Below are 13380 nucleotides of genomic sequence, written 5' to 3' on the forward strand. Positions count from 1 at the left end.
CTGGAACAGTCGATGTTTTTTGCGCTGAGACGTTATTACAACAAGACAAGGCGCATGGGCGCAAACGAAAGGGGCGCCCGATCGCTCGGACGCCCCTCGTGCCTTAAACAACGAGAGACTTAAGCGCTGAAGTACATGTCGTACTCGACCGCGCTCGGGGTGGTTTCCCACCGGGTGACATCCGCCCATAGCAATTCGGCGTAGGCGTCGATCTGGTCTTTGGTGAACACATCGCCCTTCAGCAGGAACTCGTGATCAGCCTCCAGGCTTTCGAGCGCCTCCCGCAGTGATCCGCACACCGTGGGCACCTCGGCCAACTCGGCCGGCGGCAGGTCGTACAGGTTCTTGTCCATCGCCTCGCCGGGATGGATCTTGTTCTGGATCCCGTCGAGTCCGGCCATCAGCATCGCGGCATAGCAAAGGTATGGATTGGCCATCGCATCGGGGAACCGGAATTCCACCCGCTTGGCCTTTTCGCCCGCGCCGTAGGGAATGCGGCAGGACGCGGACCGGTTGCGTGCCGAATACGCGAGCAGCACCGGCGCTTCGAACCCGGGGACCAGCCGCTTGTAGCTGTTCGTGGTCGGGTTGGTGAAGGCGTTCAGTGCCTTGGCGTGCTTGATCACCCCGCCGATGAAGTAGAGGCACATGTCGCTGAGCCCGGCATAGCCGTTGCCAGCGAACAGAGGCTTGCCTTCGTTCCAGATCGAGATGTGGGTGTGCATGCCGCTGCCGTTATCGTCCTTGATCGGCTTGGGCATGAAAGTCGCGGTCTTGCCGTAGGCATGGGCGACTTGGTGCACAACGTACTTGTAGATCTGCATCCGGTCGGCGGTTTCGACCAGCGTCCCGAAGGTGAGGCCAAGCTCGTGCTGAGCGGCGGCCACCTCGTGGTGGTGCTTGTCGCATGGCAGACCCATCTCCAGCATCGTGGTGACCATCTCGCCACGGACATCCACCACGCTGTCGACTGGCGCCACGGGGAAGTATCCGCCCTTGGCGCGCGGACGGTGCGCCATGTTGCCGCTTTCGTACTCCCGCCCCGTGTTGGTCGGCAGTTCGATGTCGTCGATGCGGTATCCCGATGCCGCATAACCGTCTTCGAACCGCACGTCGTCGAACATGAAGAACTCGGCTTCAGGTCCGACATAGACGGTATCGCCGAGGCCGGTCGACTTGAGGAAATTCTCGGCCCGCTTGGCGGTCGTGCGCGGGTCGCGGGCGTACCATTCGCCGGTCGACGGCTCGACGATGTCGCAGAAGACGATCAACATCGGGGTCGCGCTGAACGGATCGACATAGACCCGCTCAAGATCGGGCTTCAGGATCATGTCGCTCTCGTTGATCGCCTTCCACCCAGCGATCGACGAACCGTCGAACATCAGACCGTCCTCCAACTCGTCCTCGCCCAGCACGGTCGAGACCATCGTCAGATGCTGCCACTTGCCGCGCGGGTCGGTGAAGCGCAGGTCGACCCACTCGATCTCCTGGTCCTTGATCTGGTCGAGAACTTCCTTGGCTGTGGGCATGTCTTGGTCCTTAGATGGTCCGCACGAAGCGGCTTAAGTCAGATGGCGGCGTCGTCGCGCTCGCCGGTGCGGATGCGCAAGGCGCTGTCGATGGTGGAAACGAAAATCTTGCCGTCGCCGATGCGACCGGTCTGCGCTGCGGCGGCGATCGCTTCGACTACCCGCTCGGCCTGGTCGTCCGGCACGACCACCTCAAGCTTCACTTTGGGCAGGAAATCGACGACGTATTCGGCGCCCCGGTAGAGCTCGGTATGGCCCTTTTGCCGGCCGAAGCCCTTCGCTTCCGTCACGGTGATCCCCGATACGCCGACTTCGTGCAGCGCTTCCTTCACTTCATCGAGTTTGAAGGGTTTGATGATCGCTTCGATCTTTTTCACTTTCGTCCCCAGTGCCAGAACGGGCCGGCCCACCGTCACTCGCACGAAGTTCAAGAATCGTGCCAAGGCCGCCGGACGGCGCTAAGCGAAGCTGCGCTGCGTGAAAAGGGCGCGACGCGCAAGAAAGCGTCTGCGGCGGCGGTATATGCGACATGGCATTCAGCGGCTTCGCCTGGATGCCTCACCAGTGCGCACCGGCTGCCTATAAACTGGGCAGACGCAGTCCAGCCGTTTCTCGAAGACCGGCCATCAGGTTGAGCGATTGCACGGCCGCGCCGCTCGCGCCCTTGCCCAGGTTGTCGAGCATCGCGACCAGCCGGGCCTGCGACCCGTCGGCCGAGGCGAATACGTGAAGCTCCATCGCATCACTTGGCTCGCGCGATCTGCGCAGGAGCAACTCGCCATCGGCTTCGCCGGCCATCCGTACGACCGCGCTGTCCGCATAGAATGATGTCAGGCACGACCGCAGGTCATCCGGAGCCGCCGCGCCTGTCATGGACGCTAGCGTCAGCGGCACTTCGACCACCATTCCGCGATGCGCCGGGACGACTGCCGGCGAGAACAGTGGGTCGCGGGTCAGGCCGGTATAAGCGCACATCTCGGGCACATGCTTGTGGCCGAGATTGAGCGCGTAGCCCCGCCAGGCAATATCGGGATCGTCCTGAAACCGCCTGATCAGGCTTTTGCCGCCGCCCGAGTAGCCGGAGACCGCGTGGCAGGTGTACGGCCAATCGGCCGGCAACAAGCCCTCGCGCACCAGCGGCGCCAGGAGCGCGATGAAGCCGGTGGAGTAGCACCCCGGATTGGACACCCGGCGAGCCTCCGCGACCGCCTGTCGGCCGACCACTTCGGGAAAACCGAAGGTCCAGTCCGGGCTTACCCGGTGCGCGCTGGAAGCGTCGATCACCCGCACGTTGCTGGCGGGATCGATCAACGCGACCGCTTCGCGCGCGGCGTCGTCCGGCAGGCACAGGATCGCGAAATCGGCCTGGTTCAGCGCGTCCTGGCGAGCAGCGGTTTCCTTGCGCCGCGCCTCGTTCAGCGTGGCCAGCTTGAACTCGGGCCGCTTGGCGAGGCGGTCGGCGATTTCCAGGCCCGTCGTCCCGGCGGCACCGTCGATGAAAACCGTGCGGGTCATGCCTTGAGTTGCGAAATAAGCAGGTAGCCCGTCGGCCCCTGCGGTCCGCAGCAGCCCCAGCACCAGTCGCCGGCATAGTCGAGCGCTTCGAACGCGGTGCCGGCGGCGAGGGTCGTGACCGCGTCAGCGCCTTCGCGCGGTTGGCACAGCAAGGTCACCTTTTCAGCACCGATACGGCGCTGCTGGGGCACGACGTAATGCGCGCACAGATAATGTTCGGCGAGGGCGATATGGGCCAGGTCGCCGCGGATCGGCAGAGTGCCGGTAGCCGGGCGTGCAACCGGACCGGACAGCGACAGCTGCCCCTGAGGTATCTCGTAGTCGCCGATCTTGGTCACGTGTGTTCAAGAGCCCCGGGGTTCGCGGATGGGCGCGCTTAGCCCCTCATCCGTGTGGCGGCAAGTTTACCCAAATCGCCCCTGCAGCATGTGCCACGCTGCGCGCAGTCCCAGCGCCGCGCCGCCCTTCGGCCGTCCAGGCTTCGCGGTCGGCCGCCAGGCGAAGGTGTCGAAGTGCGCCCAGTCAATGTCGTCGCCCACGAAGCGATCGAGGAACAGGCCGGCCACGCTCGCTCCGGCAAAACCGTTCGTCGGCGCATTGTTGAGGTCGGCGATGTCCGATTTCATCCACTCGCGATAACTGTCGGGCAAGGGCAGGCGCCAGACCTCGTCATCCTGGTCCCGACCGGCCGCGATCAGAGCGTCCGCCGTATCGTCACGCCGGGTCATCAGCGCCGGCAGATCGGGGCCTAGCGCGACCCGGGCGGCCCCGGTCAGGGTTGCGAAATCGATGACCAGCGCCGGATCTTCCTCGCTGGCGCGAGTCAGCGCATCGGCCAGGATCAAGCGGCCCTCGGCGTCGGTGTTGCCTATCTCCACCGTCAGGCCCTTGCGGCTGCGCAGCACGTCGCCCGGGCGAAAGGCGTTGTTCGCGATCGCGTTCTCGACCGCCGGAATGAGCAGATGGAGCCGGACCTTGAGCCCCGCGTCCATCACCAGCCGGGCGAGTGCGAGCGCATGGGCCGCGCCGCCCATGTCCTTTTTCATCAGCAGCATGCCAGCGGCGCCCTTGATGTCGAGGCCGCCCGAATCAAAGCACACGCCCTTGCCGACGATCGCGAGAACCGGCGCCTTCTCATCGCCCCAGGTCAGATGGATCAGTCGCGGCGCGTGCTCGCGCGCGGCGGCGCGGCCGACGGCGTGCACCAGGGGATATTCGCGCTCCAGCGCTTCGCCCTTGGTGACGCTTAGATGAGCCTTGTGCGCCTTGGCCAATTGTTCCGCTTCGGCTTCCAGCGCCGCCGGGCCCATGTCCTCTGCCGGGGTGTTGACGAGGTCCATGACCAGCATGGCGGCGCGCGCTTCGGCCACGGCGGGATCGATCGCCTTCGGCTCCCCCGTCAGCAGGATGCGCGCGCCCGCCGCGTTCTCGTCCGCGCGGTAGCGAGTGAAGCGGTATTGCGCGGTTTGCCACCCGAACAGGGCCGCTCCAGGCTCGCCGGACGCAAGGCGATAGGTGCCGGCCGGCAGTGTTTCGGAAAGCTTGGCCAGGCACCAGCTCGACAGGGCGGCCGGGTCCGCGACGCCGCCGATCGCGAACCACGCGTCGCCATCGGGCACGATGCCAACCTGATAGCCGGTCCCATCGAACTTCTGCGCCTCCAGCGCGGCGCGCTGTCCAGGAGTAAGCCGCTGCGCCCAGGCGGCAAAGCCTGCCTGATTGACGAGGTGGATAGCGGTCGCGGACTGGCCGCGGTCGGGCTGGATAAGCGCGGGCGTTTGACTCATACGATGCGCAGTAACGCTTGCCCGGAGAATTCCAATGCCGCTTCGCCTGCTTCTCCCGTCGCTGCTGGCGATGGTGACCGCGTGCTCGTCGCCCGCCGAGGTGCGGGAAAAGACGGGGGTGACGGCGCAGGCAAGCCGCGCCTCTGCGCAAGCGACCGCCTCCGCGTCGTCTGCCGGCAGGGCGCAAGCGGTGAAGGAGGACAACGACCTCTACAGCTACGAATTTTCCTATCCGGCACAGGTCGGCGCCCACCCGGAACTGGCTGCCCAACTGGAGGAGGACGCCAGCAAGGCGAAAGCCGAGATGATCGCGCAGGCCACGGAGGGGCAGGCGGATGCAAAGGCCAACGGCTACTCCTATCATCCGCACAGCTACGGCGCGAAATGGAAGGTGGTCGCCGACCTGCCCGGCTACCTCAGTCTGTCGAACGAGTTCTACACGTTCACAGGCGGCGCGCATGGCGTGTACGGGTTGCAGGGCCATGTCTGGGACAAGGCCAATCGGCGGGGCTTCGCGTCGGAGGACCTGTTCACCTCGCCCGCAGCGCTCGGGAGCGCCATGGGCGAGACGGTGTGCCAGGCGCTCGACCGGGAGCGCGAGAAACGCCGCGGCGAACCGGTGACGCGGGGGGACGATTTCTTCGGCGGGTGCCCCGGACTGGACGAGGCGACAATCCTGGTGGGTTCGTCGAACCAGCGGACCTTCGACCGGATCTCCGTATACTTCGGCCCCTACGTCGCTGGCCCTTATGCGGAGGGGGCATACGAGCTGGATTTTCCGCTGACGGCGGCGATGCTGGAGGCGGTGAAGCCGGCGTACCGCGCCGCTTTCTCGGCGCACAAGTGATTCAACCTGTCGAAATTCGAGCCGAAGTCGCTACATGGACCGCATGACCCAATACCAGACAGTCACCGGTGACGAGACCCTTTTGCGGGATGGGACCATCAAGCTCCACGGCCCGGCCGGGTTCGAAGGAATGCGCAAAGCGGGCAGGCTGGCGGCCGAGATCCTCGATGCCCTGGCTCCGATGGTGCAGCCCGGCGTCACGACCGGCGAACTGGACGATGTGGTGCGGCAGATGACGCTCGATGGCGGGGCGGTGCCGGCAACGCTCGGCTATCGCGGCTATACCCATTCGTGCTGCATCTCGATCAACCATGTGGTGTGCCACGGCATCCCGGGGGACAAGGCGCTAAAGGACGGCGACATCGTCAACATCGACGTGACCCCGCTGCTGGACGGCTGGCACGGCGACACCAGCCGGATGTACCTGGTGGGCGACGTCGCGCTGAAGGCGAAGCGGCTGGTGGATGTCACGCACGAGTGCCTGATGATCGGCATCGAGCAGGCAAAGCCCGGCAACCGGCTGGGCGACATCGGCGCCGCCATCCAGGCGCATGCGGAACAGCACCGCTATGGCGTGGTGCGTGAATTCTGCGGCCACGGCGTGGGCCGCCTGTTCCACGATGCGCCCGAAGTGGTCCACGCCGCCAAGGCGGGCACTGGCCCTGAACTGCGGCCGGGCATGTTCATGACCATCGAGCCGATGATCAACCTGGGCCGGCCGTGGGTGAAGATGCTGTCCGACGGTTGGACGGCGGTGACCCGCGACAAGAGCCTGAGCGCGCAGTTCGAACATTCGATCGGGATCACCGAGGACGGGTGCGAGATCTTCACTCAAAGCCCGACCGGCCGCGACAAGCCGCCTTACGCCTAACCCTCCCGCGCGGCCCTCACCGCCGCCGCCGCCGCGAAGGGGGCGACGGCGCACAAGGCCAGGCTGACCGCAGCGCACAGCGCGATGCCTGCGCCGCCGGGCTGGGCGAGGGCGCCCGCGCCGAAGATCAGCACCGGCACGCTGAGCGGGATCAGCAGCAGGCCGCCCAGCGCCGTGCCGCCGCGCACCGTGGCGGTGAGGGCGGCGATGATCAGGCCGATCGCGGCCAGCCCCGGAGTGCCCGCGAGCAGCCCCAGCAGCAGCGTGCGCAGCACCTCGCCCGGCAGGCCCAGCAGGGCGCTCGCCGGAAGCGCGGCGACCAGCAGCAGCGGACCGAAGCTGAGCCAGTGCGCGACCAGCCGCACCGCCAGCACCAGTTCCTCGCTCACCCCCAGCAGGGTCAGCCGGTCGAACACCCCGTTGCCGATGTCGGGCGCCACCAGCCGGTCGATCGGCAGGATCGCGGCGAGCAGGGCCGCGACCCACAGCACCCCGCCGCCGGTCCGCGCCAGCAGCGGCGCATCGGGCCCGACCGCGAACGGGAACAGGATCGCCACCGCCACGAAGAACAGCACCGGCAGCCACGGTCCGCCGCGCCCGCCGCCGAACGCCAGCGCCAGATCGCGCCGCAGCATCGCCAGCACCCTCATGCCGCGAACTCCGCCAGGTCGAGCGTGCGCAGGTCGGGCAGCGCGAGCGGCTGGTGCGAAGCGACGATCGCCATGCCGCCCCGCGCGCGGAAGGCCTCCACCGCGCGCAGCAACAGCTCGCCGCCGGCGGTGTCCAGCCCGTTGAGCGGCTCGTCGAGCATCCACAGGCGGGCATCGGAGGCGATCGTCAGCAGCAGCGCGGCGCGCTTGCGCTGGCCGGTCGACAGGAACCGCACCGGCACGTCCGCCAGCCCGCCGAGGCCCACGGTGGCCAACGCATCCCCAGCGTAGTGTCCCGCGCCCAGCCGGTGCCACACCGCGAACGCGCTTCCCAGCGGCAGATGCTCGTCCAGCGGCAAGCGGTCGTCGGTCAGGCTCGCCGCCACCCGCCGCTCCACCGAACCGGCGAAGGGATGCAGCAGGCCGGCGACGATCCGCAGCAGGCTCGACTTGCCGGTTCCATTCGCGCCGATCACTTGCAGCGCCTCGCCTTCATCCAGCGCGAACGACAGTCCGCGGAACAGCAGCCGCTCCCCCCGGGCACAGGCCAGATCGCGGACTAAGAGCGGCGGTTGCATCGCCCCGGCGGTTAGGCGATGGGCAGGGCCGCGACAACCTTGCCGGAGATCATCCGATGCGCGTGCCCGAACTGACCGACACCGAACGGACCACCTGGCTGTCCGCACTCTCCAACTGGTCGCTTTCGCGCGAGGGCAAGGCGATCGTGCGCACCGTTACCTTCGCCGATTTCAGCGAGGCGTTCGCGTTCATGACGCGGGTGGCGCTGCTGGCCGAGAGCCGCGATCACCATCCGGAATGGTTCAACGTCTACAACCGGGTGGACATCACGCTGACCACCCACGATGCCGGTGGCCTCAGTCAGCGCGACTTGGAACTGGCCGAGGCGATCGACGCGCTGCTGAATTGAGCCCTACTGGCCGAGCGGGCGGCTCTGGCTACGGGCCTGCTGGCGGACCTTGCCCGGCAGCCAGCGGGCGCCGAAGGCAAGCCGCCGGGCGGTCTTGCCGACCAGCGTATGCAGCTTGTCGCCATGCACCGCGTCCCACGCGGCCTGCGCGACCTCGACCGCCGGGGTGATCTCCAGCCCGGCTTGCTGCACCCGCCCGCGGATCGCCTCGTTCGAACCCTGGTTGGGCGCGTGGTCGAGCAGCGGGGTGTCGATGAACCCGGGCATCAGATCGCGCACCTTGATCCCGAATTCGGCCCATTCGGCATCGAGCGCTTCGGTCATCCCGCGCACGCCGAACTTGGTCGCGGAATAGACGCTCGCGCCGCCGGTGCCGTAGATGCCCGCCGCGCTGGCGGTGTTGAGCAGGCACGAACCGGGCGCGATCTTCTTCAGGTGCGGAAGCGAAGCCTGCGCGCCGAACAGCACGCCTTTGAGGTTGATGTCGAGGCAGCGTTCGATTTCGGCCACGGTATTGGTGTCGAGACTGCCGCCGAGCGGAATGCCGGCGTTGTTGGCGACCACGTCGATCCGCCCGCCCGCGGCCATGGAGAACGCCGCCAGCGCCTCGTCCCACGCGGCCCGGTCGCGCACGTCCAGCTTGTGCGCATAGGCGTTGCCGCCGCCGACCTTGGCCACCGTGCCCTGCATCCCGGCGCTGTCGATATCGCCCAGACCCACGAACCAGCCGCGGCCCGCGAAGTATTCCGCGATCGACCGCCCGATGCCCGACCCGCCGCCGGTGATGAAGATTGCCTTGCGCGCCGCCATGTTCCGTCCCTCCTGTGTTGGAAAGGCGGTTAGCGCGGTCGGTGGCGGATTGCTACGGGATGGATCTGCCTTCGGTATGTCTGCTGACAACCGTATCAGATCGACCCGGCAACTGCTTCAGGTGTTTGTCTGGTCAGGTGGAACATGGGCAGGCAAGCCCGCCGCCCCGCTTTCCTCGCTGCATTCGAACGCTGCATCGACACCATAACATGTCATCGAGAGGGACCCCATGGCGTACCCTCGTATCAGCGGTTCAGGCGTCTCTCCTAAGGCAGCGGCCATGCCTGCAAGGTAGAGCAACGGGATGAAGTGATCAGGCGTTGGCACAGCCAGTTCGTAGTCGGGATGTTCCGTCACCCGCAGGATGTCGGCAGGACTATCGGCAAGCTGGGCGACTACGGCATCATCGAACCGTTCCGCCCAATCAAACGCCGCATCGGGCTGGTTCCACTGAACGCGACTGAGGTTGTGCACGACGTTGCCGCTCGCAAGAACCATTATACCATTATCTCCCAAGGCGGCCAGCTTCGCTCCCAGTTCGACATGATACTCGAGCGGTTTGAGCGCATTGATCGACAACTGAACGACGGGAATGTTCGCCGCAGGATAGATGTGGGCCAACACGCTCCATGTGCCATGATCGAGGCCCCACTGATCCCGGTCCAGGCCGCACCAGGTCGGCTTCACTGCCTCTGCGACCTCTTCGGCAATGTCGGGGGCTCCGGGCGCGGGGTATTGGAACTCCGACAGTTCCCTGGGGAAACCATAGAAGTCGTGGATTGTGCGCGGCCGGGACATGGCGGTGACGGCCGTTGCGCCGAAGAACCAGTGGGCGGACACCACGAGCAGTCCGCGAGGTTTTGGCATTTGTTGGCCCATCGCTCGCCAGGCATTCGTGAAGCCGTTGTGTTCGAGGGTATTCATCGGGCTACCGTGGCCGATGAAAAGTGCGGGGCTGATGGTCATGGACTGCTCCTAAGCAAGACTCATAACGTGTTTACCAGCCATCGGGTCCGCACTGCCGCTTCGCCTTTTGCCGGCGATCTCTCGCTTCCCATTACAGCGCGGGGTTGTTGTAACAGTGCCAGGTGAAGATCGCGGCCGCCCCGCGGTGCGGGCGCCAGTCCTCCGCCAGCGCGCGGGTCTCTTTCTCGCTGGGGCGGGCTTCCAGGCCGAGGATCTTGTGGACGCCGGCCTGCACGGCGAGGTCACCCGCGGGCCAGATGTCGGGGCGGCCTTCCGCAAACAGCAGGTAGATCTCGGCGGTCCAGCGGCCGATGCCCTTGATTTGCGTCAGCAGCGCGATCGCCTCCTCGTCATCGGGGGGCAGGGCCTCGAAATCGATCGCGCCCGCCTCCACTAGCTCGCACAACGACCGCGCGTAGCTCTGCTTCTGGCGCGACAGGCCGCAGGCGCGCAGGGTGTCGAAGTCGCGGGCCAGCAGGTCGGCGGTGGCGATATCGGGGCCGAGTTCGTCCTCCAGCTTGCGCCACACGCTGGCCGCGGCGGCAACCGACACCTGCTGGCCGACGATCGCACGCAGCAAGGTGACATAGCCGCGCTCGCGGATGCGCGGTTCGGGGTAGCCGGCGGCGTCCAGCGCTTTGGCCATCGCCGGTTCGCGTGCGGCGACGGCATCGAGGCTGTTCTTGATCTGCTCCGCCGACAAACCCACGCGCGCCTCCCCCGTCTTGCCAAAGCGGCGGCCAGACCGTAGCAGCCCGGCCCACCGCCTGACAGGGGCGAAACTCGAAGCCAGGATACCCGCATGCCGCAGTTGATCGTCGTCACCCGCGCCGGAGAGGAATCGACCGTCGAGGTCCAGGACGGCCTGACCGTGATGGAAGCGATCCGCGACAACGGGTTCGACGAGCTTCTCGCGCTTTGCGGCGGGTGCTGTTCGTGCGCGACCTGTCACGTCCATGTCGATCCCGCGTTCAAGGACCGGCTGCCGGCGATGAGCGAGGACGAGGACGACCTGCTCGAATCCTCCGACTACCGGGACGAGAATTCGCGGTTGAGCTGCCAGATCCCGTTCACCGCCGATCTCGACGGCCTGAAGGTCACCATCGCCGCCGAGGATTGAGCGGGCCCCGGCGCTGGCGAAGATCGGGTAAGCGGGGGGCAACCGGAATTGCGTTGCCGGTGACCGGCGCGCTTCCTAGCTGACCTGCATGACTGCAAATTCCGTGCGCCAGAGCACGCTCGACCTGATCGGCCACACTCCGCTCGTCCTGCTCAAGGGCCCCAGCGCCGCAGCCGGCTGCGAGATCTGGGGCAAGTGCGAATTCCTCAACCCCGGCGGCAGCGTGAAGGACCGCGCGGCCTTGGGCATCGTGCGCGACGCCGAAGCCAGCGGGGAGCTGCAGCCCGGCGGCACGATCGTGGAAGGGACGGCGGGCAACACCGGCATCGGGCTGGCGCTGGTCGCCAACGCGCTCGGCTACAAGACGATCATCGTCATGCCCGACAACCAGAGCGCGGAGAAGATGGCGACGCTGCGCGCGCTCGGCGCGGAACTGGTGCTGGTGCCGCCGACCAAGTATTCCGATGGCAATCACTTCGTCCACACCAGCCGCCGCCTGGCTGAAGAGACGCCCGGCGCGGTGTGGGCCAACCAGTTCGACAACACCGCCAACCGCAAGGCGCACATCGAGACCACCGCCGAGGAGATCTGGGAGCAGATGGAGGGCCGGATCGACGGCTTCACCTGCGCCGTCGGCACCGGCGGCACGCTGGCGGGTGTGGGCATGGGGCTGAAGAGTCACGACGAGAGCGTGACCATCGCGCTGACCGACCCGCACGGCGCCGCGCTCTACAGCCACTACGCCACCGGCGAGTTGAAGGCGGAAGGCAGCTCGGTCGCCGAAGGGATCGGGCAGGGGCGGATCACCGGCAACCTCGAAGGCGCGCCGGTCGACACCCAGTTCCGCGTGTCGGACGAAGATGGGCTGGAATGGGTCGCCCGGCTGCTGAGCGAGGAAGGGCTGTGCCTGGGGCTGTCGTCGGGCATCAACGTCGCGGGCGCGGTGGCGCTCGGCAAACAGCTCGGGCCGCAGGCGCGTGTGGTGACCATCCTGTGCGACACCGGTTTCCGGTACCTGTCGACGCTCTACAGCGGGGAATGGCTGCGGTCCAAGCAGCTGCCGGTGTTCGACTGGCTCGCCGCGGGCGAGGCCGCCGCCAATTGACTGCGCGCGCGCTTTGGCTAGCGTGATAGGCATGGCACGTCAGTTTTCCGAGACCAGGACCGAAACCGCGCCCACTGCCGCTCCATTGGGCGGGACGCGGGCGCAGTCGCTGCAACGGCTGCAGGTCGGCGCATCGCTGCTGGTCGGGATCGTCCTGATCGTCGGACTGGCGAACGTGATCGAGGAGCGCGCCAAGCAATCGGACCGCTCGGCCGTGCCGGAAGCCGCATCGACGGTGGCGCCGACAACCGCAGTCATCCCGGCGAACGATCCGCTGGCCGATGCCGGCGTCGTCCCCGATCTGCCGGATGCAGCCGTGTCGCCAACCGCGTCTGCCGCGCCGCCGCCCGCGCCCAGTGACCCGCAGTAGAAGGCGAGCCGCCGCCATCGCGGCGGTGCTGCTGCTGGCAGGGGCGATCGCCGCCTGGGCCTGGAGCCGCGAGCCCGCCGCCAAGCCGTCGTTGGGCCTCTACACCTCGCTGCCGATCTATTGGGCGGAGGCGGGGTCGGTCAGTGAGGCGCTCGATGGCGAGAGAGAACCGCACTGGGTGCGCGGCACGCTGGAAGCCGACTATCGCCTGGTCCCGCTCGACACGCTCGACCCCGCGGACCTAGCACCCCTCACGCGCCTGCTGATGGCCCAGCCGCGCCCGCTCGCCCCGGGGGAGAACGTCGCGCTGGACGGCTGGGTGCGGCGGGGCGGCCGCGTGCTGGTGTTCGCCGATCCGTTCCTGACCGAACATTCGCGCTTTCCGTTGGGCGACAAGCGCCGCCCGCAGGATGTCGCGCTGCTGTCGCCGATCCTTGCGCGCTGGGGGCTGGAACTGACGTTCGACGAGGATCAAGACGACGGCGAGCGCGCCGTGCGGCTTGACTCTGTCGCGCTGCCCCATCGCCTGTCCGGCCGATTCCGACTCGTGACGCCCGGCGCGCCAGCCGCGTGTGAAATCACCGCCGATGGGCTCGTCGCGACCTGCCGCATCGGCGCGGGACGGGCGCTGGTGGTCGCCGACGCGGCGGTGCTGGAACACGAGCGCGGCTCGTCTCCCGCGCTGCCCGCTCTGGTGGAGCGCGCGCTCGCGGATTGAGCCGGGAAAACGCGGGATCGTCCGTTTCGGCACCCCATGGTCACATTAAGCCGCTGATTTAATTTGAGAATTTTCCGGTGAGTTGCGCGCGAGCGCGGCACTACTACGTGCAACTATCCACAGGATTACAGTGGTTAACCGCGCAATCCCGTAAATTCCCGCTT

The 13380-nt window shown here is 67.0% G+C and carries 17 protein-coding genes; 7 read left to right on the forward strand and 10 right to left on the reverse strand.

The features are described from left to right. Window positions 1-119: 119 nt before the first annotated feature. The 5 genes from glnA to C0V74_RS11645 form a co-directional block, all read right to left on the reverse strand. Window positions 120-1529 carry a type I glutamate--ammonia ligase gene (glnA, locus tag C0V74_RS11625; RefSeq protein WP_143251884.1) on the reverse strand — a complete coding sequence of 470 codons (1410 nt, stop codon included), beginning with the start codon at window positions 1527-1529 and terminating at the stop codon, window positions 120-122. Window positions 1530-1567: 38 nt separating this feature from the next. Further along, window positions 1568-1906 (reverse strand): P-II family nitrogen regulator, encoded by a 339-nt coding sequence (locus tag C0V74_RS11630; protein WP_131624795.1) that lies wholly within the window; start codon window positions 1904-1906, stop codon window positions 1568-1570. 202 nt (window positions 1907-2108) lie between these two features. Then, window positions 2109-3044 (reverse strand): N-acetyl-gamma-glutamyl-phosphate reductase, encoded by a 936-nt coding sequence (gene argC / locus C0V74_RS11635; protein WP_143251885.1) that lies wholly within the window; start codon window positions 3042-3044, stop codon window positions 2109-2111. Beyond that, window positions 3041-3382 carry a hypothetical protein gene (locus tag C0V74_RS11640; RefSeq protein ID WP_143251886.1) on the reverse strand — a complete coding sequence of 114 codons (342 nt, stop codon included), beginning with the start codon at window positions 3380-3382 and terminating at the stop codon, window positions 3041-3043. The genes argC and C0V74_RS11640 overlap by 4 nt, the downstream gene beginning before the upstream one ends. A 66-nt stretch (window positions 3383-3448) precedes the next feature. Continuing rightward, entirely contained in the window at window positions 3449-4831 is a 1383-nt protein-coding gene (locus C0V74_RS11645) for a leucyl aminopeptidase family protein (RefSeq protein WP_143251887.1), read from the reverse strand. A 34-nt stretch (window positions 4832-4865) separates the two neighbouring features. Between C0V74_RS11645 and C0V74_RS11650 the strand changes: the two genes are divergently transcribed. Together C0V74_RS11650 and map are read left to right on the forward strand one after the other, a co-directional pair. Then, window positions 4866-5678, forward strand: coding sequence for a DUF3298 and DUF4163 domain-containing protein (locus C0V74_RS11650; protein ID WP_246844877.1), 813 nt, complete (start codon window positions 4866-4868; stop codon window positions 5676-5678). A gap of 43 nt (window positions 5679-5721) precedes the next feature. Further along, window positions 5722-6549, forward strand: a complete 828-nt coding sequence (map, locus tag C0V74_RS11655) for a type I methionyl aminopeptidase (protein ID WP_131625002.1) — start codon at window positions 5722-5724, stop codon at window positions 6547-6549. Here map and C0V74_RS11660 read toward each other — a convergent pair. Continuing rightward, window positions 6546-7199 (reverse strand): heme exporter protein CcmB, encoded by a 654-nt coding sequence (locus C0V74_RS11660; RefSeq protein WP_143251888.1) that lies wholly within the window; start codon window positions 7197-7199, stop codon window positions 6546-6548. The genes map and C0V74_RS11660 overlap by 4 nt on opposite strands. After that, the gene (gene ccmA, locus C0V74_RS11665; RefSeq protein ID WP_143251889.1) at window positions 7196-7777 is read right to left on the reverse strand and encodes a heme ABC exporter ATP-binding protein CcmA; all 582 of its coding nucleotides are present in this window, start codon (window positions 7775-7777) and stop codon (window positions 7196-7198) included. Before ccmA ends, C0V74_RS11660 begins: the two co-directional genes overlap by 4 nt. Window positions 7778-7833: 56 nt before the next feature. Here ccmA and C0V74_RS11670 point away from each other — a divergent pair, with 56 nt between their 5' ends. Beyond that, entirely contained in the window at window positions 7834-8127 is a 294-nt protein-coding gene (locus tag C0V74_RS11670; protein WP_143251890.1) for a 4a-hydroxytetrahydrobiopterin dehydratase, read from the forward strand. A 3-nt stretch (window positions 8128-8130) separates the two neighbouring features. Here the strand turns inward: C0V74_RS11670 and C0V74_RS11675 are convergent, their stop codons facing one another. The 3 genes from C0V74_RS11675 to C0V74_RS11685 all read right to left on the reverse strand — a co-directional run bounded on the left by C0V74_RS11675 (window position 8131) and on the right by C0V74_RS11685 (window position 10612). Next, entirely contained in the window at window positions 8131-8937 is an 807-nt protein-coding gene (locus tag C0V74_RS11675; RefSeq protein ID WP_143251891.1) for an SDR family oxidoreductase, read from the reverse strand. A 117-nt stretch (window positions 8938-9054) separates the two neighbouring features. Then, the gene (gene ygiD, locus C0V74_RS11680) at window positions 9055-9903 is read right to left on the reverse strand and encodes a 4,5-DOPA dioxygenase extradiol (protein ID WP_143251892.1); all 849 of its coding nucleotides are present in this window, start codon (window positions 9901-9903) and stop codon (window positions 9055-9057) included. A 91-nt stretch (window positions 9904-9994) separates the two neighbouring features. Continuing rightward, complete coding sequence (locus C0V74_RS11685; protein ID WP_143251893.1) at window positions 9995-10612, reverse strand: DNA-3-methyladenine glycosylase; 618 nt, start codon at window positions 10610-10612, stop codon at window positions 9995-9997. 93 nt (window positions 10613-10705) lie between these two features. Here C0V74_RS11685 and C0V74_RS11690 point away from each other — a divergent pair, with 93 nt between their 5' ends. The 4 genes from C0V74_RS11690 (at window position 10706) to C0V74_RS11705 (ending at window position 13216) form a co-directional block, all read left to right on the forward strand. After that, window positions 10706-11023 carry a 2Fe-2S iron-sulfur cluster-binding protein gene (locus C0V74_RS11690; protein ID WP_143251894.1) on the forward strand — a complete coding sequence of 106 codons (318 nt, stop codon included), beginning with the start codon at window positions 10706-10708 and terminating at the stop codon, window positions 11021-11023. An 88-nt stretch (window positions 11024-11111) separates the two neighbouring features. Beyond that, window positions 11112-12128, forward strand: coding sequence for a cysteine synthase A (locus C0V74_RS11695; RefSeq protein ID WP_143251895.1), 1017 nt, complete (start codon window positions 11112-11114; stop codon window positions 12126-12128). A gap of 31 nt (window positions 12129-12159) precedes the next feature. Continuing rightward, the gene (locus C0V74_RS11700; protein ID WP_143251896.1) at window positions 12160-12498 is read left to right on the forward strand and encodes a hypothetical protein; all 339 of its coding nucleotides are present in this window, start codon (window positions 12160-12162) and stop codon (window positions 12496-12498) included. Beyond that, window positions 12485-13216 (forward strand): DUF4350 domain-containing protein, encoded by a 732-nt coding sequence (locus C0V74_RS11705; protein WP_143251897.1) that lies wholly within the window; start codon window positions 12485-12487, stop codon window positions 13214-13216. Before C0V74_RS11700 ends, C0V74_RS11705 begins: the two co-directional genes overlap by 14 nt. The last annotated feature ends 164 nt before the right edge of the window (window positions 13217-13380 follow it).

Origin of the sequence: Altererythrobacter sp. TH136 (assembly GCF_007065885.1) — a bacterium.
Taxonomy (GTDB): Bacteria; Pseudomonadota; Alphaproteobacteria; order Sphingomonadales; family Sphingomonadaceae; genus Tsuneonella.